Origin of the sequence: Acidocella facilis ATCC 35904, from assembly GCF_000687875.1 — a bacterium.
Taxonomy (GTDB): Bacteria; Pseudomonadota; Alphaproteobacteria; order Acetobacterales; family Acetobacteraceae; genus Acidocella; species Acidocella facilis.
The window spans coordinates 97,863-120,632 of the sequence record NZ_JHYG01000001.1 but is presented as its reverse complement, the minus strand read 5'-3'; the positions used below and the strand labels follow the sequence as shown (position 1 = coordinate 120,632).

At 64.1% G+C, this 22,770-nt stretch carries 22 protein-coding genes and 1 tRNA gene; 7 read left to right on the top strand and 16 right to left on the bottom strand.

Annotated elements, in window-relative coordinates; translation table 11 throughout:
- Positions 1-7 precede the first annotated feature (7 nt).
- The gene (locus T331_RS0100585; protein ID WP_026438637.1) at positions 8-2,119 is read right to left on the bottom strand and encodes an AAA family ATPase; all 2,112 of its coding nucleotides are present in this window, start codon (positions 2,117-2,119) and stop codon (positions 8-10) included.
- A gap of 36 nt (positions 2,120-2,155) precedes the next feature.
- Complete coding sequence (locus tag T331_RS0100580; protein WP_211248654.1) at positions 2,156-4,165, bottom strand: ComEC/Rec2 family competence protein; 2,010 nt, start codon at positions 4,163-4,165, stop codon at positions 2,156-2,158.
- A 73-nt stretch (positions 4,166-4,238) separates the two neighbouring features.
- On the opposite strand from T331_RS0100580, the gene gltX reads away from it, so the two are divergent.
- Both gltX and T331_RS0100570 read left to right on the top strand, forming a co-directional pair.
- Positions 4,239-5,633 (top strand): glutamate--tRNA ligase, encoded by a 1,395-nt coding sequence (gene gltX / locus T331_RS0100575; RefSeq protein WP_026438635.1) that lies wholly within the window; start codon positions 4,239-4,241, stop codon positions 5,631-5,633.
- Positions 5,634-5,743: 110 nt separating this feature from the next.
- A complete protein-coding gene (locus tag T331_RS0100570) occupies positions 5,744-6,139 on the top strand; it encodes a hypothetical protein (RefSeq protein ID WP_008492865.1) in 396 nt (131 codons plus the stop codon).
- A 174-nt stretch (positions 6,140-6,313) separates the two neighbouring features.
- Here the strand turns inward: T331_RS0100570 and T331_RS18930 are convergent, their stop codons facing one another.
- From T331_RS18930 to T331_RS0100515, 11 genes are all read right to left on the bottom strand, one after another.
- Positions 6,314-7,732 (bottom strand): SPOR domain-containing protein, encoded by a 1,419-nt coding sequence (locus T331_RS18930; protein ID WP_051621955.1) that lies wholly within the window; start codon positions 7,730-7,732, stop codon positions 6,314-6,316.
- 28 nt (positions 7,733-7,760) lie between these two features.
- Positions 7,761-8,690 (bottom strand): type II secretion system F family protein, encoded by a 930-nt coding sequence (locus T331_RS0100560; RefSeq protein WP_162173865.1) that lies wholly within the window; start codon positions 8,688-8,690, stop codon positions 7,761-7,763.
- A gap of 13 nt (positions 8,691-8,703) precedes the next feature.
- A complete protein-coding gene (locus T331_RS0100555) occupies positions 8,704-9,690 on the bottom strand; it encodes a type II secretion system F family protein (protein ID WP_008492862.1) in 987 nt (328 codons plus the stop codon).
- Positions 9,690-11,087, bottom strand: coding sequence for a CpaF family protein (locus T331_RS0100550; protein WP_026438633.1), 1,398 nt, complete (start codon positions 11,085-11,087; stop codon positions 9,690-9,692). Before T331_RS0100550 ends, T331_RS0100555 begins: the two co-directional genes overlap by 1 nt.
- A 6-nt stretch (positions 11,088-11,093) precedes the next feature.
- Positions 11,094-12,359 (bottom strand): AAA family ATPase, encoded by a 1,266-nt coding sequence (locus T331_RS16845; RefSeq protein ID WP_155992546.1) that lies wholly within the window; start codon positions 12,357-12,359, stop codon positions 11,094-11,096.
- A 35-nt stretch (positions 12,360-12,394) separates the two neighbouring features.
- Positions 12,395-12,694 carry a hypothetical protein gene (locus T331_RS0100540; protein ID WP_155992544.1) on the bottom strand — a complete coding sequence of 100 codons (300 nt, stop codon included), beginning with the start codon at positions 12,692-12,694 and terminating at the stop codon, positions 12,395-12,397.
- Between the two features lie 14 nt (positions 12,695-12,708).
- Complete coding sequence (locus T331_RS16840; protein ID WP_051621950.1) at positions 12,709-14,127, bottom strand: type II and III secretion system protein family protein; 1,419 nt, start codon at positions 14,125-14,127, stop codon at positions 12,709-12,711.
- A complete protein-coding gene (cpaB, locus tag T331_RS16835) occupies positions 14,127-14,969 on the bottom strand; it encodes a Flp pilus assembly protein CpaB (protein WP_051621948.1) in 843 nt (280 codons plus the stop codon). Before cpaB ends, T331_RS16840 begins: the two co-directional genes overlap by 1 nt.
- 8 nt (positions 14,970-14,977) lie before the next feature.
- Complete coding sequence (locus T331_RS0100525; RefSeq protein ID WP_035178684.1) at positions 14,978-15,484, bottom strand: prepilin peptidase; 507 nt, start codon at positions 15,482-15,484, stop codon at positions 14,978-14,980.
- Positions 15,485-15,769: 285 nt separating this feature from the next.
- Entirely contained in the window at positions 15,770-15,958 is a 189-nt protein-coding gene (locus tag T331_RS0100520; RefSeq protein WP_081822073.1) for a Flp family type IVb pilin, read from the bottom strand.
- A 364-nt stretch (positions 15,959-16,322) separates the two neighbouring features.
- A complete protein-coding gene (locus tag T331_RS0100515) occupies positions 16,323-16,523 on the bottom strand; it encodes a Flp family type IVb pilin (protein WP_211248653.1) in 201 nt (66 codons plus the stop codon).
- A 167-nt stretch (positions 16,524-16,690) separates the two neighbouring features.
- Here T331_RS0100515 and T331_RS0100510 point away from each other — a divergent pair.
- The 3 genes from T331_RS0100510 to T331_RS0100500 all read left to right on the top strand — a co-directional run bounded on the left by T331_RS0100510 (position 16,691) and on the right by T331_RS0100500 (position 17,713).
- Positions 16,691-16,767 (top strand) — tRNA-Arg (locus T331_RS0100510).
- A gap of 131 nt (positions 16,768-16,898) precedes the next feature.
- On the top strand, positions 16,899-17,300 hold the full coding sequence (locus T331_RS20590) for an Arm DNA-binding domain-containing protein (RefSeq protein WP_081822072.1): 402 nt from the start codon (positions 16,899-16,901) through the stop codon (positions 17,298-17,300).
- Positions 17,301-17,404: 104 nt separating this feature from the next.
- The gene (locus T331_RS0100500) at positions 17,405-17,713 is read left to right on the top strand and encodes a site-specific integrase (protein WP_155992542.1); all 309 of its coding nucleotides are present in this window, start codon (positions 17,405-17,407) and stop codon (positions 17,711-17,713) included.
- A gap of 233 nt (positions 17,714-17,946) precedes the next feature.
- Here the strand turns inward: T331_RS0100500 and T331_RS0100490 are convergent, their stop codons facing one another.
- The 3 genes from T331_RS0100490 to T331_RS0100480 form a co-directional block, all read right to left on the bottom strand.
- Complete coding sequence (locus tag T331_RS0100490; protein WP_155992540.1) at positions 17,947-18,468, bottom strand: hypothetical protein; 522 nt, start codon at positions 18,466-18,468, stop codon at positions 17,947-17,949.
- Positions 18,469-18,682: 214 nt separating this feature from the next.
- A complete protein-coding gene (locus tag T331_RS0100485) occupies positions 18,683-18,943 on the bottom strand; it encodes a hypothetical protein (protein ID WP_026438626.1) in 261 nt (86 codons plus the stop codon).
- Positions 18,944-18,953: 10 nt separating this feature from the next.
- Positions 18,954-19,994, bottom strand: a complete 1,041-nt coding sequence (locus tag T331_RS0100480) for a WD40 repeat domain-containing protein (protein ID WP_162173863.1) — start codon at positions 19,992-19,994, stop codon at positions 18,954-18,956.
- 199 nt (positions 19,995-20,193) lie between these two features.
- Between T331_RS0100480 and T331_RS16830 the strand changes: the two genes are divergently transcribed.
- On the top strand, positions 20,194-21,351 hold the full coding sequence (locus T331_RS16830) for an ATP-binding protein (RefSeq protein WP_162173862.1): 1,158 nt from the start codon (positions 20,194-20,196) through the stop codon (positions 21,349-21,351).
- Positions 21,258-22,295, top strand: a complete 1,038-nt coding sequence (locus T331_RS0100470; protein ID WP_081822070.1) for a tetratricopeptide repeat protein — start codon at positions 21,258-21,260, stop codon at positions 22,293-22,295. Before T331_RS16830 ends, T331_RS0100470 begins: the two co-directional genes overlap by 94 nt.
- Positions 22,296-22,770: the final 475 nt, after the last annotated feature.

Here is a 22,770-nt window from a genome sequence, read left to right as displayed (position 1 = left end):
CGCCCGGCTATTTCGTCACATACCCGCCATAGCGCGGGGCGTAGAATTCGGCGTCGGCATAGAAAGAGCGGGCATGGGCGGCGGGGTTGACGCGGGTGAGCGCGGTGCCGGCCACATCGGCGCCGGCCTCGCGCAGCAGATTCAGCGCCTCGCGCGCCAGCCGGCGCGGGGTGCTGCCCCAGCGGATGCATAGCAGGGTCAGATCCGCCATCCGGCAGAGCACCCGCGCCTCCGCCAGGGCAAAGGCCGGGGGCACGTCGAGCAGGATGATATCGTAATGCTCCCGCAAGGCGGCCAGCAAGGCCGGCAAGGCTGGGGAGAGAAACAGATCCAGCGCGCTGGCCCGCTCGCCGCCGGCGCAGAGCAGGCTCAGGCTGGTCAGCTTGTCGCGGCCCAGCGCGTCGGGCAGTTGCGCCGTGCCGCGGAGCAGCTCCGCCAGGCCGGGGCGCTCCTCCAGGCCGAACACCCGCCCGAAGCCGGGGCAGCGCACATCGCCGTCAATGGCCAGCACCCGCAGCCCGGAGGCGGCCAGCATCCGCGCCAGCGAGACGCAGAGCGTGGTCTTGCCTTCCGCCGGGCGCGCCGCCGTCACCGCCAGAATCTGCCGCCCGGGCTCGCCCAGCCCCAGCCCGGTGCGGATGCCGCGCAATTGCTCGCAATAGAGCGAGAGCGGCGCGGTGATGGCGCGCTCCTCCGGCCTGGCGGCGACCGGCAGCAGCCCGTGGCAGCTCACCCCCAGCGCCGCGCGCACTTCATTGCCGGAGCGCAGCGAGCGGTCCAGCGTATCGCGCAAGCCCGCCAGCAGCACCCCCAGGCACAGCCCCAGCACCGTCGCGGCGCTGAGCACCATGGCATAATGCTTGGACTCCGGCCGCGCCGGCACCGCCGCCATGGACAGGATGCGCGCCTCCGGCCGGGTCAGCGAGGCATCTTGCGCCAGCTGCCCGGCCTGCAGGGTCATCGCCCGCAACATGTCCCGCCCGGCCTCGGCGCGCTGCTCCAGAGCCCGGACCGGGGCACTCTCCTCATCCTCGGTCTGGCTGGCGATGCGGATATGGGCCAGGGCCGCCTGCAGCGTCCGCACCTGGGCCTCGTCGGCGGCGACATCGGCGCGGGCCGCCTGCATCTCGCGCCCCGCCTCCGCGTCGATCTGCGCGGTGACGGCGGATAATTGCGCGCGCGCCGTCACCAGCGCCGGATAGGCGGGACCGTATTCGCTGGCGAGCGACTTCACCTGGGAGGCAAGCTGCGCCTGCTGGGTGCGCAGCGGCAGCAGGTTGGGGGCCACGGCGGCGTTGGCGGCAGCGGCATCGCCGCCGGCCTCGGTGGCGGCATCGAGCCGGGCGCGGGCCATCGCCAGGGCCGCCTGCGCTTCCACCAGCGAGGCGGCGAGCCGGCTCGCCGTCTCGCCGGTCAAGGTGCTGCCTTGCGTTGCCGCCACCACCCCTGCCCCGGCCCTGGCTTTCGCCAGCTGCGTCTCGGTCTCGTCCAGCTGCTGCTGCACCTGAGCGGAATGCGCCTCCAGCCAGCTTTGCGCGTCATTGAGGGCCTGGAAGGCGACATCGCGCCCCTGGTCCAGATAAAGCTGCATCGCGAGATTGGCCCCGGCGGCGGCGAGGTCCGGGCTGCGGGCGGAGAAACGCACCGCGATCACCCGCGCCCCTGGCTGCACCGAAACGGCGAGATGGGTCTGCACGGTTTGCGCCAGCGTCGCCGCATCCGGCGCGGCGGGGGCAGGCAACAGCGAGAGCGGGAAGATGCGCTTGCGCAAAGCCGGGTTGAATTCCGGCAGCTGGTCCAGATGCAGCCGCGTCGCGATCGCCGCCGCCGCCGGCAAAGCGAGCACGATGGCGCTCTGGCTCGCCATCACCGCATCCTGGTTCAGCTCTGTCGCGGGGCCGGCGGCATTGGCGCCGGGCAGGCGCGCCGCTTCGGGATCATAGAGCAGAATGCCGGTGGCTTCATAATGCGAGGGGCTGAGCGCCAGCAACAAGCCGGCCAGCGCCGGGGCCAGCAGGGTGGAGAGCAGCAAAATCCGCCATCGCCGCCCCAGCCCCTGCAACTGGTCGGCCAGCGAGGGCGGGGCGGCGACAGCCAGAGGCGGGAGTGCGACACTCATAACGATAGATTAACGAAAACAGCCGGCGAAAACAATCTATGGTTGCGACAGATTCGGCACCCAGGGGCGCACTCCCTCAAAGGCGCGGTCCGTGACCAGGCGGATCCGCGCCGGGCTCACCCAGGCGGCCAGCGCGCCATCCCGCGCGGCGCGGCGGGCATCCAGGATCACCGCGCCAGCGCAGCCCGGTTGCGACACTGGCGAGACCAGCAACCGCGCCCCCTGGCAGTCCGTCACCGGGGTAGCGGCATAGAGCACCGCGCCGATTCGGCAGGTGGCAGCACTGCAGGCGGATGGCACCAGGCTCGCCCAGCCCCAGACCGCGCGCCATTGTTCAAGCGTGAAGCTGCTGGCCTTGGGCATTTCCACCAGCAGCACCTGCCCGCCCTGGCGGATGCCGATCAGCCTGGCATCGGCGGAGACCAGCACATCCGGCGGGCGGGCCAGCAGCGCTGCCACCAGCCCGGCCGCGATCAACCCCGCCCCCGCCAGCCGCGCGGCCGAGCGCCAGAGGCACAGCCAGGCCAGCCCCGCCGCGATCAGCAGGATGGCGGCACCCGGCATCGGCGCCACCTTCAGCAGCGCATCCGGCCAGGTGGCGATATGGGCGGTCATCCAGACGATGATGGCGATGCCCCAGCCCATCGGCTTGAAGGCGAGCCAGGCCAGATGCAGCTTCAGCAGCGCCAGCCCGGCCAAGCCCCAGGGCATGATCCAGAGCGCGGTGAGCGGCACCGCGACCAGATTGGCCGGGATCCAGTAAGGTTCGATCTGCTGGAACTGATAGGCGGAAAACGGCATCGAGGCGCCGCCGGCGAGCAGGCTGGTGAAGGCGAGCTCGGCCACATGCATCAGCCCCGCCCCCAGCATGCTGCGCCCGGCATGGAAGCGCCGCCAGATCGGATGCACCGCTTCATAGCCGGCGATCAGCGCCGCCACGGCGGAGAAGCTCATCTGAAAGCTGGCGGAGAGAATCGCCTCCGGGGTGGCCAGCAGCAGGATCATCGCCGCCAGGGCCAGCCCGCGCAGCGAGACCGCGCGCCGCCCCAGCAGCACGCCGAGCGTCACCAGGCTGGCCATCGCCAGGCTGCGCAGGATCGGCAGATGCGCCCCGGTGAGCAGCGCGTACCCCGCCCCGCCCGCCAGCGCCAGCACGGCGGCAATGGGTTTGCCCGGCCAGTGCAGTGCCATCCAGGCGCTGCGCGAGAGCCCCCATCGCGCCAGCACAAACACGATGCCCATGACGATGCCGACATGCAGCCCCGCCACCGCGAGAATATGGGCGAGGCCGGAGAGGATGAAGCCCTGCCGCTCACCCGGCGGGATGATCTGCTCATCGCCGGTCAGGAGTGTGACCGCGATGGCGCCGGTGGAAAGCGGCAGCGCGCGCAGAATCTGCGTGGCGATCTCCAGCCGCAGCGCCTGCAGCGCATCGCGCCACTGGCTGGGCGGGGCCGGGCGCAGCTGCTTCAGCGGTGTCAGCGCCACCCCGACAGCGGCGAGATTGGCGAAATATTCATCCCGCCCCTGCTGCCAGCCGCCCGGATAGGCCGGCGGGTCCGGGCCGAACAGCAGCGCGTAGGCTTTCACCAGCGCCCCCGGGGCGGGCGGCGCATCGCCGGGGCGCAGCTTCAGCCGGACCAGACGGCGCAGCGTCGGGCCGTGATCGATCCGCGGGGCGCGCAGCACCACGCGGGCGGTGTTGGGCAGCATCTCCACCCGCGCGACGAAGCCGCTGACGCTGACCACGCCGGACGGGATGGGCGGCATCGGCGGCATCGTAGCGCTGCGATATTCGGCCCGGGCGAAGCCGATGGCCCCCGCCAGCAGCAGCCAGGCCAGAAACCGCGCATAAGGAAACCGCCAGCTCGCCCCCAGCGCCAGCAGCGCGCCCACCGGAAGGGCCGCCGCCACCCAGAGCGGCGGCTCCGAAGGCAGCGCGAAATAGACCAGGATGGCGGCCCCCATGGCGACCGGCAGCAGCAGGATGAAATGCCCCCGCTCCGCCTCCACCCAGCGCGCGAACCAGTCCCGGGCCAATACCACCTCCGATTGTTCCGGATGATTAACCTTTTCGCCCGGCTGGCACAAATCGGCGCAAAAGAGTAACAGCCAGCCCATGAAAGTCCGTACCCGCTTCGCGCCCTCTCCCACCGGCCTGCTGCATATTGGCGGCGCCCGCACCGCCCTCTTCAACTATCTCTTCGCCAAACATCATGGCGGCGAGTTCGTGTTGCGCATCGAGGATACGGACAAGGCCCGCTCCACCCAGGAGGCGGTGCAGGTGATCCTGGACGGGCTGGACTGGCTCGATCTGAAAGCCGACGAGGCGCCGGTGTTCCAGAGCAGCCGCGAGGCAAGGCATGTCGAGGTGGCGATGGCGCTGCTGGCGCAGGGCAAGGCTTATCGCTGCTATTGCACCCCGGAAGAGCTGGCGCAGATGCGCGAAACCGCGATGGCCGAGAAGCGCCCGCCGCGTTACGATGGCCGTTGGCGCGACCGTGACCCGTCCGAGGCGCCGGCGGGAGTGAAGCCCGCCATCCGCCTGAAGGCCCCGCGTGAGGGCGAGGTGGTGCTGAATGATCTGGTGCAGGGCGAGGTGCGGGTGAAGAATGCCGAGATGGATGACATGATCATCCTGCGCTCGGACGGCACGCCGACCTATCTGCACGCGGTGGTGGTGGATGACCATGACATGGCGATCACCCATGTGATTCGCGGCGATGACCATCTCACCAACACCTTCCGGCAGATCCAGATTTATGACGCGATGGGCTGGGAGACACCCGCCTTCGCGCATATTCCGCTGATCCATGGCGCGGACGGGGCGAAGCTTTCCAAGCGCCATGGCGCGGTGAGCATTCTGGAATTCCGCGAGCAGGGTTTCCTGCCGGAAGCGTTGTGCAACTATCTGCTGCGCCTGGGCTGGGGCCATGGCGATGCCGAGTTCCTTGGCCGCGACGAGCAGATCGCGCTGTTCACCCTGGAGGGTGTCGGCCGGGCGGCCAGCCGCATGGATTATGCCAAGCTCACCCATCTCAACGGCATGTGGCTGCGCCAGGCCGAGGATGCGCGGCTGCGTGACGATGTGGTGGAGCGCCTGGCCAAGGCCGACATCACCGTCGGCACCGCCGCCATGCAGCGTATTCTGGCGCTGATGCCGGGCTTGAAGGAGCGCGCCAAGACGCTGGAGGAGCTGAGCAACTCTTCCGCCTTCCTGGCCCGCGAAATCCCCCTGCCCTTCGAACCGAAGGCCGAGGCGCTGCTGAGCCTGGAGGCCCGCGAGATGCTGGCGCGTCTGGCCGGCCTGCTGGAGGGCACGGATTTCACCGCCGAGGCGATCGACGCGGCGTTGCGCGCTTTTGCCGAAGCGGAGGGCCGCAAGCTCGGCCAGGTGGCGCAGCCGCTGCGCGCCGCGCTGACCGGCAGCACGATGAGCCCGGGGATCGACGCGACGCTGATCGCGCTCGGCAAGGCCGAGGCGTTGGCGCGCATCCGGGCGGTTGCCGCCTGAGGGGTAATCCGTCTCATCGTTCAGCTCATGTTCATGCAAACATCCCGGCCGCGCCCCCACATCGGGTTGTGAGCCGGGACGACCCGGCCAACTAAAAACGGGAGTTTGCAATGAAACGCTTTTTCACCACCGCGACGTGTCTTCTGGCCATCGGCGCCGTCACCCCGGCCCTGGCACAGAGCTCCGCCACCGGCAGCAGCGGCTCGACCAACACCATCGGCAGCCACTCCACCGCCGGCATGGGCACCACCGGGGCCGGCATGGCCCCCTCCGGCGGCAATGGCAGCGGCATGAAGGCCGGCACCGCCGGCACCGGCTCCAACAACATGGCCGGCAGCCATTCCACCGCGGGCATGGGCTCCGGCGGCTCCAGCATGTCGATGGGAACGGCCGGCGGCAGCTCGTCCTCCAACGCGATGAAGAGCGGCACCAATGGCTCCGGCGCCAGCAACATGACCGGCAGCAAATCCACCACCGGCATGGGGACCACGGGCAATAGCCAGTAAAAGGCTTTGGCCTGAAGGCGCGGAAGTTTTTGGGGGTTGTAGGGGCGTTTTTTCAAAAACGCCCCTACGTGACAAAAGGCCGGATCGCCCCTTGAGGGGACGTCCGGCCTTTTGTTTTGGTGCCGCTTTTTTGTAAAAAAGCGGCACCAAAAAACTTTTATAACCTATTCATTTTCAAAAATTCGCCACCGTGCAGGCATAGCCGGCGGAGGAGACCTCGCCGCAGAACCGCGCCGCATCGAGCTGGCTGGAAAAGCCGGTGACGCGCAGGCGGTAATAGGTAACGCCTTTCACATTCGCCTCGACGATGTCGGGCGATTTTCCGGCAAACAAAGACGGTGCCGCGGCGCGCACCTTGTTCCATTGATGCTGCGCTGCCTCCTGGCTCGGCAGCGCGCCGAGCTGCACCGCCGCCGGGCCGCCGGGGCTGGTATGCACCGGCGCCGGGGGCACGGCGGGCGGTGTGTAGCGCATCGCCACCGGTGTGGGGCCCGGGGTTGCGGCTGGCATCGGCGGCGTCGCCACCGGGCCGGGTGTCGAGGAGGATATCGCGCCTGGGATCGGCGATGGGCCGGAATAGGCGGCGTTGGGGTCGCCGCTGGTCGGAATGGCCGCCGCTGGCTTTGGCACCGGAGCCGGAGCCGGAGCCGGAGCCGGAGCCGGAGCCGGCACGGGCGCCACCGGCACCGGCGGCACAAGTGGCGTCGGCGCAACGCTAGTGGTTTGTGTGGTCACCTGGGTTGTCGTCACCACCGGCTGGGTCGGTGCCGGCGGCGGTGGCGGCGGCGGTGTCTGGATCGAGCTGGCGATCAGCGCCGAGAAACCATCCATCGCCTGCTGCACCTGTTCGGGGGGCAGATCGATCGCGAGCACCTGCCGCGCCTCCTCATCCCGCCCCGACGCGATCAGCGCCGCCGCGTAATCCTCGCGGATTTTCGGCGTGGCGCTCTGGCCGCTGGCCAGCGGGCCGAGATAGGCCAGGGCTTGCGGCCCATGCCCGGAGAGCGCCAGGGAGAGGCCGAGATTGACCTCGGTTGCCATGCTGCCGGGATTGGCCAGCAGCGATTTCTGATAAGGCTCGACCGCGCCGGCGAAATTGCCTTGCAGGTCGCGCGCGATCCCCAGATCGCTCCAGGCCGCGGCATTGCCCGGGTCGTCATTCACCGCCGCGATGAAAGCCTGCTCGGCCGCCGCCGGATCGCTCTTCAGCAAACAGCGCCCGAGGCCGGTTTCCGCCGGGCTGGATTTGGCGTCATATTTCAACGCGACGGAATAGGCCGCCTGCGCCGGCAAACAGCGATCCAGCGCGTAATAGGCATCGCCCTCATGCACCAGCGCGTCGACATTGTCCGGATCGTCCTTGAGGATCGATTGCGAGATCGACAGCGCCATGTTCGGATCACCGCCGGCGATGGCCGCATCCGCGACATTCAGCGTGTTCGGCCCGACGGACCCGGTGGGCGCGTTCGCGGCCGTCTGCGATTCTGGCTGGCTGCACGCGGCAAGACCGAGAACCATCGTCGCCGCGGCGGAACCACGCAGCAGGCGGCGCAGGGGATAGCCTGATCGAGCGAAGGCGCAGGGGATCATCATGTCTCTTCTTCGGTGCAAGGGTTCATGTTCAGTGATGGGCCAGCACGGCCATGACCTGGATCACCGCCGGCCCGCCAACGATGAGGAAGACGCAGGGCAGGATGAAGACGATCATCGGCAGCGTCATCAAGGTCGGCAGCTTGCCGGCCCGATCCTCGAAGCGGATCAGCGCCTCGGCGCGCAATTCGGCGGAGAGGGTGCGCAGCGCCGCCGTCAGCGGCGTGCCATATTGCAGCGACTGGCTCAGCGTGGTGGCAAGCCGCTTGAGCACTTCCAGCCCGGTGCGCTGGCCCAGCGAAAACATCACGCTGCGCATATCCGCGCCGATCTGCAATTCGCGCGAGGTCTGGGTCAGCTCCTGCGCCAGATCCGGGTTGAGCTGCGAAATCTCCTGGGCCACACGGCCAATGCCAGCCTCCAGCGCCAGGCCGGCATCGGCGCAGATCACCAGCATATCGAGTGCATCCGGCACGCCGCGTTCAACCTGTTCGAGATGCCGGGTGCGGATATTCTTCGCCATCATATCCGGCAGCAACATGCCGACCACCGCGCCGCCGCCAATCTTCAGCACCAGCCCGATGGTGGAGACGAAAATATTATGGAAGGCGAAATAGAGCAGCACCGGCAGCAGAAACAGACCCAGCACCTTGGCGCCGACGAACAGGCCAATGCCGCGGCCGCCGCGAAACCCCGCCCCTTCCAGCGTCGCGGTCATCTCCGCGAGGGTTTTGCGCGACAACAGGCCGGACCGGGCGACGGACATGCCAAAGGCCGAGACCAGACGCACCAGCGCCGAGCCTTCCGGCTTGGCCTCCTCCAGCAGAGCCGCATTGCGGCCATGGATGGCGAGATCGATCCGTTTGCCGAGCTTCTGCGAACGGGTCATCGTATGGTTCAGATAGAAAACGCCAGCCGCCAGCACCAGCAAAGCGAGCACCATGCCGGCCAGCAGGACCACGGGGGGAATGGAGCTATTTGAGAACATTGCTGATCATGAATTGAATGACGCCCATGCCGGCGGCCAGCAGCAGGATCGCCGCGCCAAGAATGGCCTCGCCGCCATCGGTGGTGAAGAGAATGCGGATATAATTGGGCTGCAGCCAGAACAGCCCGGCACCGGCCAGGAAGGGCAGCACGGTGAGCACCATGGAGCCCATGCGGGCTTCGGCGGTCAGCGCGTAGCCGCGCGATTTCAGCGCCACGCGCTTGCGGATCACATCCGCCAGCGTCTCCAGAGTCTGGGTGATGCCGCCACCGGAACGGGCCTGCAGCGTGATGGCGGTGGCGAAGAACTGATACTCGGTCAGCTTCACCCGCTCGGAGAGCTCACGCAACGAAACATCCAGCGGAATGCCGATGCTCACCTTGTCGGCCAAAATGGTGAATTCGCGCTTGGTCGGCTCCATCGAATCCTGCGCCACCGTGCGCAGCGCCTCACCGATGGGGATACCGACACGCACGCAGCGCACGATGATGTTCAGCGCGTCGGGAAATTGCTCGATCAGCTTGGCGTTGCGGCGATTCTTCAGCCAGTTGAAGATGAAACGGTCGATCAGATACCAGAACACCGGCGTGCCGACATATTTCACCAGCAGCCAGATGCTGGGATATTTGCCCAGCGGGTGCGAGGCGAGCCAGATGATCACCAGGGTGATGACCGCGGCGATCGGCGGAACCAGCCACCATTTGATCGGGTAGGTTTCCGCCTGCTGCAGATCGACGCCGATCAGCTCGGCGGCTTTTTCCTTGATCTGATCCGCCCGCGAAACCTGACGCACCAGGCGCAATTCTTCATCGACCGTGGTGATCGGGGCGGAGGTGGAGGTGGTGGCCGCCGTGAGCCGGCGTTTCAGCCGCTCCTCGCGCTCATGCGCCCCCACCAGATTGAGCGTGACCGCCACCGTCGCGACCGCGAGGATGATGACCAGCACAAGTAGGATCAGCAGCTGATGCAGCATCAGGTTTCCTCCAGCGCCGCCATCCAGGCCCGGTCCAGCCCGTAATATTGCAGCCGTTCCTGGAAGGAGGAGCGGATGCGGCTGACCTCGTAGCGCCCGATCAACCGGCCATTCGGCGTCTCGCCGGTGATTTCCAGCTTGAAGATATCGTTGAGCAGCTGGGTCTCGCCCTCGATCCCGGCGATCTCGGTGACCTGGGTGACGCGACGACCGCCATCGCGCTGGCGCTCGACCTGGATGATCAGATTGACCGCGGCGCAGACCTGCTGGCGGATGGCGCGCGGGGTGAGGCCCATCGAGGACATCTGCACCATGTTTTCGATACGCGAGAGCGCGTCGCGGGTGTTGTTGGCGTGGATGGTGGACATCGAGCCATCATGGCCGGTGTTCATCGCCTGCAACATGTCGAAGGCTTCGGCGCCACGGGTTTCGCCGATGATGACGCGGTCCGGGCGCATACGCAGCGCGTTACGCACCAGATCGCGCGCCGTGACCTCGCCCTTGCCTTCAAGGCTGGCGGGGCGGGTTTCCAGCCGCACCACATGCGGCTGCTGCAGCTGCAGCTCCGCCGCATCCTCAATGGTGACGATACGCTCTGTGGCGTCGATGAAGCGCGAGAGCGCGTTCATCATCGTCGTCTTGCCCGAGCCGGTACCGCCAGAGACGATGATGTTGAGCCGGCAGCGCGCGGCGATTTCCAGCACCCGGGCGATCGGCGGCGTCATCGCGCCGAATTCGATCAGCTTCTTGAAATCGATCGGCTTCTTGGAGAATTTACGGATCGAGATCGACGGCCCGTCGATCGCCAGCGGCGGCAGCACGATATTCACGCGCGAGCCATCCTTCAGGCGCGCATCGCACATCGGGCTGGCTTCATCCACGCGCCGCCCAACCGAGGCGGCGATGCGCTGGCAAATATTGGTCAGATGCGCCCAGTCGCGAAACCGCACCGGCACCTGCAGCAATTTTCCCGAGCGCTCGACAAACACATGGTCCGGGCCGTTGACCATGATGTCGTTGATACTCTCATCCAGAAGCAAGGGCTCCAAGGGCCCCAGCCCGAGCATGTCGTCCACCAGCTCGGTCGCCAAGGCGCGCTGCTCGCGGGCATTCAGCTGCACGCGCTTATCGGTGGCGAGATCGGAGATCAGCCGTTCGACTTCGATCAGCAGCCGTTCCGGCGGCAAGGCGGCGACGGCGGTGGCGTCCATGCGCGCCAGGCACATATTGCGCAGCTCGGCGATTTCGGCCCGCACTGATGTGCTGGTATCGGCCGGAAACCGGCTGGCCTCTGGAGTCGGCGCGGCGGGCGCGGCGGCGGCCAGGGCCGGCATGGCGGCCGCGGCTTCCAGCTCTTCCCTGCGGCGGCGGCCAAATACCGGCATGCTGTCAGACATTGCCGGTTATCCCTTGCTGAAGCCGAGCATTTTGAACAAGCCGCCGCCACCGCGGCCGGGCAAGGCCAAGCTGCCCTCGATCTCGTCGCGATTCCCCACGAAGCCGATTTCGCGCGCCAGATCCAGAACCGCCTGGCGGAACGGGCCCTTGTTGGTCACCGCCGGCTCGCCGAAGCTGGCACTTTCATTCAGCTGCTTGGGCATGTCCGGAATGGTGATGTGGATTTTCAGCTCCAGCGCCTCCTCGATCTGCTTGCGGGACAGCCCGCCCGGCCGGCCGAGCCGGTTCAGCACCACGGTCGGGCTCTGCGGCTGCCAGGGACCGTTGGGCAGCGCCAGCAGCCGGATCGTATCGCGCACCGAGGCCAGAGACGGGTCCATGACGATGACCCGGTGATGCGCGAATTCGATCAGCTCGCGATTACAGGCCATCGGCAGGAAAGGCACATCCATGAAGATGAAATTATAGCGGATGCGCAGCGCCTCGATCAGCCGGCGGGCGGCGCCGGGGGTATAATTCATCGGCTCCGCCAGCTTTTCTTCGGAGGCCAGCACATGCAGGCGCTCCGCCACCGGCTGGGCGGCGCGCTCGACGAACAGCGGATCGATCCGGTCCGGCGTTTCCAGCGCCATACGCAGGCCAGGGCCGGTCTTGGCGCCCAGCAGCAACGCGCCGGAGCCCATATGGATATCGGATTCCAGGAACACGGTATGGCGCTTTTCCACCACGCCCAGCAGCCAGGCGAGATTGCCGGCAATGGTGGTCGCCCCTACCCCGCCCCGCGCGCCCATCACCGCCACCACGCGCCCGCCGCGTGTGGCGTCGTCGCCGATGGATTTGCGGGTGATCAGCGGCGCGAAATGCCGGGCCACGGCCTCGCGGGTGATCGGCTTGAACAGATATTCCATCACCCCCATGCCGCGGGTAATGTGGCGGTAGAAATCCACCTCCTGAATATCGCCGACCACCAGCACGCGCACGCCCGGCTCCACCACGTCGGACAATTCGCCCAGCGCCTGCAGCGGCTGCTCCTCACCGGCGATGTCGACGATCAGCACTTCCGGCGTCGGCAGTTTGGACATGGCCGCGATGGCGGTGCGCACCGTGCCGCGGCGCACATCCATGCCGCCGCCAGCCGAGGTGATCAGCGTGTCGCGCAGAATCTGTTCACTGACGGTATCGTTGATAAAGGCAAGCACGGTCAGCCTGTCCGTGCGGCTGGTCATCCTGCCGGAATCGGCAAGTCCGCCAAACGCGCCCTGGGTGCTCATATCATTGCCCCTTCCGTCCTGTGCATCCCCGTATCCTAGCTGCCGCTATTGATGGTCGTGGCCGGCGAGGTTGCCTGCACCGGCGTCTGAATGCCGGTGCCGGTGCCATTCGTGGTCGCACGCTGGACGCCGCCGACGGCGAGGATGCCGCTGCTACCCGGCTCGCCATGGCCGCTGACCAGATCGGCCTTGTTCGCCACCTGCTGCGCCGTCGCCTCATTCGAGGCGCCGGTCAGGGACCAATTACCGGGGCGGTCGAACGGGTTGAACGCCCCCTGACAGCCGGCGAGCGCCAGCAGCGCCATCAGACAAAACAGCGACACGGGTTTGGTCATGGCGGGGCGCTCCATCATTGCACCATGAAGCCGGCATTGCCGGGGATGCTGGTGCTGGCCTGATCGGTGCCATTATTGCGCAGCAAAAGAATGCGCTGCAGATCGTTCGGCGGCGACCAGCCATCGTCCGGCGAGGCGATGCTGTTGGGATGGTTGACCGGATTGACGATATAAGGTGTCACCGTGATCACCAGCTCCTGCTGCTCGCGCTGGAAGGCATTGCCGCGGAACAAGGCGCCCAGGATCGGAATCTCGGAGAGGCCGGGCAGACCATTGCTGACCTGATTGGTGGTATCTTCGAGCAAACCCGCGATCGCCATGCCCTGGCCCGAACCGAGCACGACTGTGGAGGACGCGGCGGTCACCGTCAGCGAGGGCACCGAGAAGACTTGCGAGCTGCCACCGGTGCTGATGGTGGAGGCGTTAGAGCTGTCGATGGTGCTGATCTGCGGTGATACCTGCAGGGCGATCCGCCCATCGGAAAATACCGTCGGGATGAAGGAGAGCAGCACGCCGTAATTCTTGAAGCTGACCGTCACCGTCGAGCTGCCGCCGGTGCCGCCGGAGGACACCGGAATCGGGAACTGCCCGCCCACCTGGAAATTCGCCTGGGTGCCGGAGAGCGTGGTCAAGGTCGGCTCGGCCAGAATATGGGCGAGATTATCGGTGGCCAGGGCGTCGATGACACCTTCGAACGTGCCGCCGGGGAAGGTGACGCCGATACCACCAGCCGTGGTCGAGGCGAGCGAGCTGGCGGCCGAGGCGGTGCTGCCGGTCAGCGCGAATTTGCCGATGGAAATCGCCGAGGAGCCGACATTGCTCCAATTGATGCCAAGCTCGCGCGTCACTTGCCGCGACATCTGGGCGATGCGCACTTTCAGCTCCACCTGGATCGGCTGCGCCACGGTGAGGTCATTGGTGACCTTGCCGCTCGGCGAGATCAGCTTGGCCTGGCTCATCACCTTGTCGGCATCCTCGGGGCTCTGCACCGTGCCGCGCACGACCATGCCGCCCTGCTCAGACTCGGCAGTGACGCCGCTGCCCGGCGCCACCGCCTGGGACTGGGTTTCGATGCGCTGGCCCGCATAGCCGGACTGGTTCACGGTGACCGAATATTGCGCGATTCGATTGCCGGCGGCGTCTGTGGCGACGACATCGGTCTCGCCCGCCGCCTTGCCAAACACGAACATCGCGCCGGGGCTGGCCGGGCGCACCGAAGCGATGCTGTCATCGGCGACGAACAGATTGGCGACCGGACGCGGCAGTTTGATCAGCTTGCCCTGCCCTTTCGCCAGCGTAATGCCGCCATAATAAGCGGGCGGCACAACCTGCGCCTGTTGCGCCGCGGCGCCGCTGCCGGTTGCGGTTTGCGCCAGGGCGGCCGGCGCAAGGGTAGAAAGCGCCAGCACTGACGCCGTGAACAAACCGCGCATCAGAACTTGAACTCCCCTGTAGTGCCTGAAGAAATCACATTGACGGTGGTGACGGTCTGCTGCGCCGGCTGCGCGGCGGAAAGGGCCGGCGAAACCTGACCGGCCCAGACCGGGCCGGGCGTCTGCTGCGGCACCGACGCCGTGGTCGAGCTCGCGGCGGAATGCACGATCAGGGACAATTTGCCGAGATTGACCGCGACCAGGCAGCGCGCCGCCTGCTCGGGTGTGACCTCGAGCGTCACCGTCGAGGCTGGCTGGTTGTTCGGGCCGCCGCTGCCATTGCTGGCATTCTTGATCAGTTCCTGACCCGTGGCGATCACCCGGACATCGCTCAGTACCGTCTCGGCGGCGATGCTTTTGCCATCCGGCGCGCCGGCAATGCTCTGGGTCAGCAATATATCCACCTTATCGCCCGGCCAGATCAGCCCGTCCGCGCCGGTGACGTTATCGACCGCCACCGTCACCGCCCGCATACCGGGTGCGAGCACCGCGGCCAGGAAGCCGTGATCGCCAGGATGGATGACCCCGCTGTTTAGAATGACCGCGCCCTGGGCAATCGGCGATTTCACCATCGCGCCGGTCAGGGAGCTGCGATTGCTGGGGGTGTCGATCAGCGCGTCGGGCGGCACGGCGCTGATCAGCATCGAGCTGCTGGTAATGTTGCCGGGCTGGATCAGCGCGCCGCCGGAGAGCGGCACCCCCGCCACCAGAATTTGTTCGGTCGGCGGCGGAGCGGCGGCCACCGGGGCTTTATGGCCCTGATTGAGGATCGAATATCCAAAAATGAGGACAGCGGCCAGCGCGGCGATCAGGACAGCGAATATGCCGAGGCGAAAGACCATTGGCCACCTTATGTTTCAAAAAAGCGTGGCAGGATTGCCACGAAAGCGCCACCGGCAATGGCGCAGGCATAGGGAAGCGGGCCCCGGCGACGGATTCGCCACCGCTCCGTGCGCAAGGCACGCGCCAGGCGCGAGCCGGCCCGTGAAGCGGCCGGTTTTCCCACGACGAAGGATAAGAAAAGGTAAAGCAGCCCGAGAATGCCGCCGAGCAGCATGACATCGGCCAGAAACATCAATTGCGGGAGCCAGCCCGGGGGCACCAGCAGCGTGGTCGCGGCCCAGAGCTTCACATCGCCGCCGCCCATCAAACCCAGAGCCCAGATGCCGAACAGGGCGATAAACACCAGCAAAGCGGCCAGCAAGGCGGGGAGCAGATCATGCTCAAGCAGCCGCAGCCCGAAACCGGTGAGAAGAACCAAAGCTGAAACGGAATTGGGCACCGTTCGCACAGCGACGTCGTGCACCGCAGCATAGACAAGCAGAGCCAGCCCCAAGCCGAAAAGGGCGGTGATCATGTCCGCCTCATCAATATACGCCCCAGGATCGTCATCCGCTCCGCCCTTTAACGCCCCATAAATAGGCCTTTATCCGAGTCTGCTTAAAAAAAGCGATCAGGTTAACGAAAATCCATCGAAGTACGGTCTCGGCGTGACATTTTCAACACAACCTACACCGCACAGACTCCGATTTTACCGTGCAAAATTGAAAAATTACAAGGGCTTTTAAGCTGTGTGTCACACCACAAAAAACGGCCGACCGGGAACCCGATCGGCCGCAGCGCAGATGTCGCGGAGCGGAGCTTAGAGCTCGGACGCCACTGCGTTGAAGGTGTTGGAGATGCGAGTGCCGAGGCTGGACACGGCGGCGATGATCACAACCGCGATCAGCGCAGCAATCAGGCCGTACTCAATGGCGGTGACGGCACGCTTGTCGACATTGAGCTGCGCCAGCTTGGTGGTCATGGCGGCGCGGATATAGTTAGCGAGCATGAAAGAAGACCCTTTCAAAAAATTAATTCGAGACCGAAACCTGATAACAGAGAAAGCGTCTCACGCGGAACTGCCACGCCATCTGCCCACCTTGTCATCAACCTGTCGAGGCTGGTGTTCAATACATAAAAATCAGCCATTTCTGTCAAACGAAGTTTGCGCACGAACTAAACAAAAATCCGTGAGCGTGACTTTTTTGTCAAAAAAACTCACGCTTGACCGGCGGCAACCCTAACGATTTGGTCACCAAGCCGCACAGCGACAGAATTTGTTTAAATTTTTATGATAATCTGCTTTTATGAGACAAGCAGCATCTTCAGTATTGACAGCCCGCCTGCAGACACGGATAAGCGTTTTCTCCCTGTCAGAGTTCCGAGGCCACCTGATTGAACGGCACTGCGACTTCGGTGCCGATCCGCGTTAACCCCCCGACGATAGCCAAGATGATGATCAATGCGATCACGCCATATTCCACGGACGTAACAGCTCGGCGATCGCGCAGAAAAACCGCCAGCCTGACGACCATATTTTGACCTAAGCCCCTCAACATCATCAGTTCATTCACCCTAGGGCTGGCACACAAAGATATTACTGAACAGCGCGCTGAACCATCTCGATGCTAGCTCATTTGCGGGTCATTTTGATAGCTATGTCACGCAAAATTGTAGTGAATCGTAAGGTTGACCCGGATTTTGGCAGTTTCGCAGCCTCATGATATGAGCCTGGCGCCGCGCCCCCGTTGGCTAATTGGATAAGCTCCGATCCTTCTAAGTTCGTTTATGCAGGTTCGAGTCCTGCCGGGGGCGCCAGATCTTCCAAAACCCACACGGCACTATTGCGCCGACAGCGAACCATATGAAATCAAACGTTTTTGTGTTTTTTAGGGTGATAACTTTTCTTGTTGTTCCATAAGTGTTCAGCCCGCTTGTCGCCATAAGTGATGTCACGTAACGCTAGCATGACTTTTCAGAAGGTCGCAGGTGTTGCCTTTAACGAATGCGAAATTAGGTGCCGCCCAAGCCGGCCCGAAAGCAATATATCGTATGACCGTGACAGGCTGTTTTTGCGGGCCGGGACCTCAGGCTGTCGGGTCTGGCAGTATCAGCTACGCCTCGGCAAACGACCAACCACGATAACCCTCGGCGATTACCCTTACATGACCTTGCGCCAGGCCCGAGATGCGCGGGACCCGCTGCGCATGCAGGCACGCGCCGGCGAGCCCATTCTGCACAGGACAAGCCGGCGGCGGCCGGCGACCTTTGCCGAAGCTGCGACGCGCGGGCTGAAGCGCCAGGAAAAGCTCTGCACACCAACGCATTATGCAGGGGTGAAACCCGGATGACGCTGCTGACCGCCTCACGCCAGAGCGAAATCCGGTTCGCCGTCTGGAAAGAGTTCCACGATCTGGCGGGAGAGGCGCCGGTCTGAATCATCCCGGGGCATCGGATGAAGGGCGAAGCCCCCCACGTGCCACCAGATCATAAGGTGCCGCTTTCACGGCAGGCGGTGGCGTTGCTGCTGCAGGTACGGGAAATGAGCGGGGATTCGGAGTGGGTCTTTCCGTCTTTCCAGAGGGTGAGCGTCATCAGCGGCAACGCCGTCAACAGCCTCATTAAACGAGCCGGCTATGAAGGGGGCCAGAGCGCGTATGGACTCAGGAGCTGCTTTTCCTTCATCATGAAGAAGCGCAACCGTATGGATTCTTATGTTATCGAGCTGATGCTGCCCCCGTCCGATGAAGTCGCCAGCGCTTAGGGCCGGGAGAAATATCTGGAGGAACGCCGGGAGCTGGCGCAGATCTGGGCGGATATCGTGTTTGGAGGGACAGCCATCGGCCGCCGCGCTGATCGGCCGCACGCGGCGCCGGGGCAAAGAGCCGACGAAGATGCAGATGGAGGATGCCGCGTGATCTTTACGGCCTCCCCAAGGACGCTAGCCAGGCCCGGGCCGGGTTCGGCCGGTAAATAATGCGCTATTAAAGCCGGGGATCAAACAGCTCTGACGACGAGGCTTTGGAATATCGCTGGTGCGATTTCCTCGACAGCCGCCAAATCCTCCCCGACCGCTTCGAGATAGACCACCGCCAGCGTACCGCCCTTCATCGCCAGCTTCGCGGCAAAACGACGCTCATCTGCCTCTTGCCCCTCATAGGTGGCGGACAGGGTTCCATCCTCATGTTGCAGAACATCTGCGACGCCGATGGTAATATCCGCGTCCGGCGCGGCGCTGAACTCCGAATCCCGGCGAATCTGGAGAAACCGGTCAAAAACATGCTGGGCGTCCTCGGCGGAGCCGTCAGTGGTAAAATAATAAACCGAGAGGGTTATCATCAACGTATCATCCGGTGACCCTATAAAATATTGCAGGCCATCGCCGGATGATTCGCCCGGCCAATCATCCGGGACGGACATCTCGCCGCCGCTGAAAGACACAGACCGATAGGCATTATGCACGACACACCTCTCTTTGCGAAACTCAGGGCGCACAGCCGCCTGAAACAGATGCGTCATATGCCGGCATCACCGGCGCGCAACAACGCAGCCTCCCGCAACATCCGGCTGCCTGCGAAGGGGTAATTCAGGCACCCGCCACGCTTACGGCAAAACTGAACATATAGCTCCCGCAATCACCGCCTTGGGCAGGCACTCCTTAAACCAGCCACCTCAGAGGAAGCTACCACCACACCATTCCGCCTTTTCTTAGGGCCAGGGGGCTATCCTGCCCTCAATCAAGGGTGGATAGGCAGCTCAAAAGCCTCAAAGCACGGTCTGAGAGTTTGTGAAAATAGAGGACCGTCCCACGGAAGGCAACAATCACCCCACCTGCGCCGCTGAGTACAAGGGCCCGGAAGCCATCCGGCTTGTCCGTTCCTATCATGGATTCCAGCTTGTAGCCGGGTAGCACAGTTTTGACGTAATCCCCCGCTTTGTCGATATAGGCCAAGCGGGATGCATGAATATAGGTTTGATTATCCACGCCCGGCATGTGGAACCTTTTAAGTATCAGGTTTGAAGAGCAATATTTCGGAATCTATGGCAACAGCGAGCTGCTGCCCATCAGGGCTGAATGCCGGAATGGCCCAGCCATCCGGTACGTGGATGATACGCGGCGCACCTCCACCTGCCGGGCAGATTTCCACCGCGCCTTCGCCGTTGGCTATAGCAATGCTGTCTCCGTCAGGACGCCAGGAGAGGCGAGAGGCACCGGAGGGCTGCGCCCCACAAAGCGGCTGTGGCGGGCCAGGCTGCGCCAAATGCCAGAGCAACAAAGGCGGGCGCGGCCAACCGGAAGAGCCATCCCCCACAGAGCTGAAGGACGCGGCGAGGGCGTTACCGTCTGGGTTGAAGGCAAGCTGAGTGAGAACCGCAACGCTGCCGGGCGGTAACTGGTAATGCAACACAACGGGACTGGTCGCGGAATCAAGCGGCTGGAGGATAATCCGGCCATTATCGACCGCCATGGCCAGCGTGTTGCCATCCGGCGAAAGCGCCAGCGCCAGCGCCCCTAACTTACCGGGCGGCATAAAGGCCGGGCCAGGTTTGTAGGCCGGTGGCATGTAGAGCTGCGCGGGCTGGCCCGGTGCCTGCAACTGCGTAACAGCCAGCCTTGCGCCATTGGCTGAGAACGCCGCAATGCGCTCACCAAACCGGAAATGCGGGTCATGCGGCCAAGGCAGCGCGGTCTGCAGCTTGCCACTCTTTGCTTCCCAAACGGTCAGCACCTGGCCGGGGATGTTACCCGGTGCGTCCGTGACGAGTGTTTCGGCACCAGGAAAAAAATGGATGATCTGCCCTGCCAGCCCGTCGGGCAGATTGGTGATGGTCTTGCCTGTCGCTTCATTGAGGACATGGCAGCTTTGGGTCCCGCAATAGGCAAGATTTTTGCCATCCGGGCTCCAATTAACATCCCATGCCGGAGGGTCTGAAAGAGAGATATCCGCCGCGACGGCAGGCCGGGCAGATGATGCCAAAGAGCAAAACAGCAGAAGGGCACCGGCAAGCGGCTGGGCGTGGCGAAAAATAATGGCTTTCGTCATGCTAACCCCATGGATATAGCGTACAAGCATAGCTCAACCATGTCTGTCGGGCAATGATTGCGAATGGAATGGAGGTTATCACCACACCATTCCGCCTTCTCCTAGAGCCAGGATCGGGCTATCCTGTCCTCCATCAAGGGCGGATGGGCAGCTCAAATGGGTAATGTCGGCTGATCACAAGATGGAGCTGCGTTGGCATATGTCTGGTACGTTGGATCACGAGTTTAACGCGTTGCTGGCCTCCTGCACGAAGCATCCTGAGTCAGGTATTTTGCTGCGGGCCTTGCTGTCACTGGCAACCCAGACGGGAAAGCTTGCCGACGCCGCGGCTTTTATTTCGACACTTGATCCCGCCGCGATCACCGACGAAACGCTTTGCCGGGAGATCAGAGCGTTTCTCCTGGAGCTCGGCGAGCCTGGCGAAGCGGCACGTTGGAGTCAGCAGCCTGTGCTGGTGCAGCTAAACGAACATCGTCCGGTTTCGGTGCCGCCAGCGTTGCAGGCCGCGCCGATGAGCTTCGCCGATGTAGGCGGGTTGGAGGAGGTGAAGCGCCAGATCCATCGCCGCATCATCGCACCGCGTGAGAAGCCAAAATTGTTCGAGCGCTTCGGCCGGCGTGCCGGAGGCGGCATTCTCCTTTACGGCCCGCCGGGTTGCGGCAAGACGCTGCTGGCCCGCGCCGCCGCCGGCGAGGCGCGTACAAGTTTTATCGAGGTCGGCATTGCGGAGATACTGGACTGCTATAGCGGCCAGGCGGAAAAAAAGCTCGTCGCCGCATTCACCGAGGCACGGCAGCGCAAGCCCGCCATTCTGTTTTTTGATGAGATTGAGGCCCTGGCGGCGCGGCGCAAATCCGGCTTGGACACCTCACTGGTCTCTACCTTTCTGAGCACGTTTGACGGGCTTGATAGCCGCAATGACGGCATTCTGGTGCTGGCCGCCACCAACGTGCCCTGGGCGGTGGACAGCGCCTTTCGTCGCCCAGGACGGTTCGACCGTGTCATCTTCGTTCCGCCGCCTGACCAGGCGGCCCGGCTGACCATATTGCGCCGGCTGCTGCTCAACCGTCCGATTGTGCCGGGGCTGGATATTGCGCGCTATGCCACGCTGACCAGCGGCTATTCCGGCGCCGATCTTACCAACCTCGTTGAAACCGCGATCGATCTCGCCATCGAGCAGGAGATGCAGGGGCGCGAGAGCACGCAGATTTCGCGTCTGCACATGGACGCGGCCCTGGAGGAAACCCGCCCGACGACATTGGAATGGCTCTCCACCGCGCGCAATTACGCGAAATACGCGCCCGAGCCCGGATTATATGGAGAGTTGCTGGCCTTTCTCGAGCGGTATCAGAAGTGACGGATACTCAGTTGCAAACCGTGCTCAAGCAGGGCGAAGCCGCTTGGCGGGCGGGCAATCTGACAGCGGCTTTGCAGCATTATGAGAGGGCCATTTACCTCGCCCCTGGCGCGGCCGAAGCCTATCTGCACGCGGGCAATCTGCAATATGGCTTCGGCCGTTACAAGCAGGCCCTGGCCTTGCTGGAGACCGGGCTGGGATTGCCTTGCGACGAGACGGAGCGCGCCTATGGCTTGCGTGTGCGGGCGCTCACGCTGCTGCAATTGCGGCGCAAGCGTGAGGCTCTGGGCACCGCGCAAGAGGCCGTCGCCATCGCACCGGAATCCGAGGAGAACCACATTGTTCTAAGCACCGTCCTGCGCGCGCTTGGCCGCTTTAAACCGGCCGAGGCGGCACTGGCACAGGCGCAACGCCTGGCTCCGGATTCAGCATCGGTCTGGGAGGGTTATGCGCAGCTGCATAAGGCGCAGCGCCATTTTAAACAGGCGCAAGTCTTCGCCGACCGCGCCTTGCGCTGCGCCCCCGAAACGCCGGAACTGATGTTATTGAAGGGGCAGATCGCATTCCGGCTGAACGACATCGCGACAGCACGGGACATGGCGCTCTGGGCCTTATCCCGCAATGCGACGGATCTGGACGCGCTGGGGCTTCTGGCCATGGTGAGGTCCTGGCAGAGTTGGTTCACCCGGCCATTCTGGTGGTTCAGCACATTACCCAATCGACTGCACAAAGGGGCGTTCATGTTCACCATGCTTGCGCTGGGCAGTGCGGCCGCGGTGGTGCAACTTTTTCTGCCGGCTTGGCTGCTGCAGGATATGCCCGCTGAAAGCACGCTTAACCAGGCGGTGATGGACGGGGCCGTTGGATATGCGCTCCTCTGCGCGGCGCATGTAGGCTGGTTGATCTGGCGCGATCGCCGACAGGTGAAGTTGAAAAATTATTAGCCGCAACGGGCGGGATTTTCGAGAGGCAGGAAATCAAGACCGAATTTGCAAAAAGCCCGTTATAAAAGACAAGCCATGGATGATCTGATTGTCAGCATCAGCCGGGAAGCAGACAAATGAGTGGCGGAGTCAGCAAGAACGCGCCTCGACGAGCTTCATGTCCGCAGAGTTCCTGACATCCCTAAAGTCTCAGTATATCAGGATGGTTTCAGGGTAAGGTGAGGATTAATTTCGTCGCCCCCGCACGAGCTGAGCAGCGACGACGGCTGACGGCGCGTCACGGGCCCCGCGCCGCATCAGCCGCAAATGGGATGTCTTTGCATTTTTGGTCGAGCGATTCGCTGTTTTCGATCCTAAAATTCGGGTCAAAACAAGCCAATTTCATGGTCCGAGAGCTGGTCTTGAAAGTCCGGCAGAGGCAAGCTGCACAGCACTACAGACAACTGCCAAATCCGCTGCTTTCTTCAGTTTCACA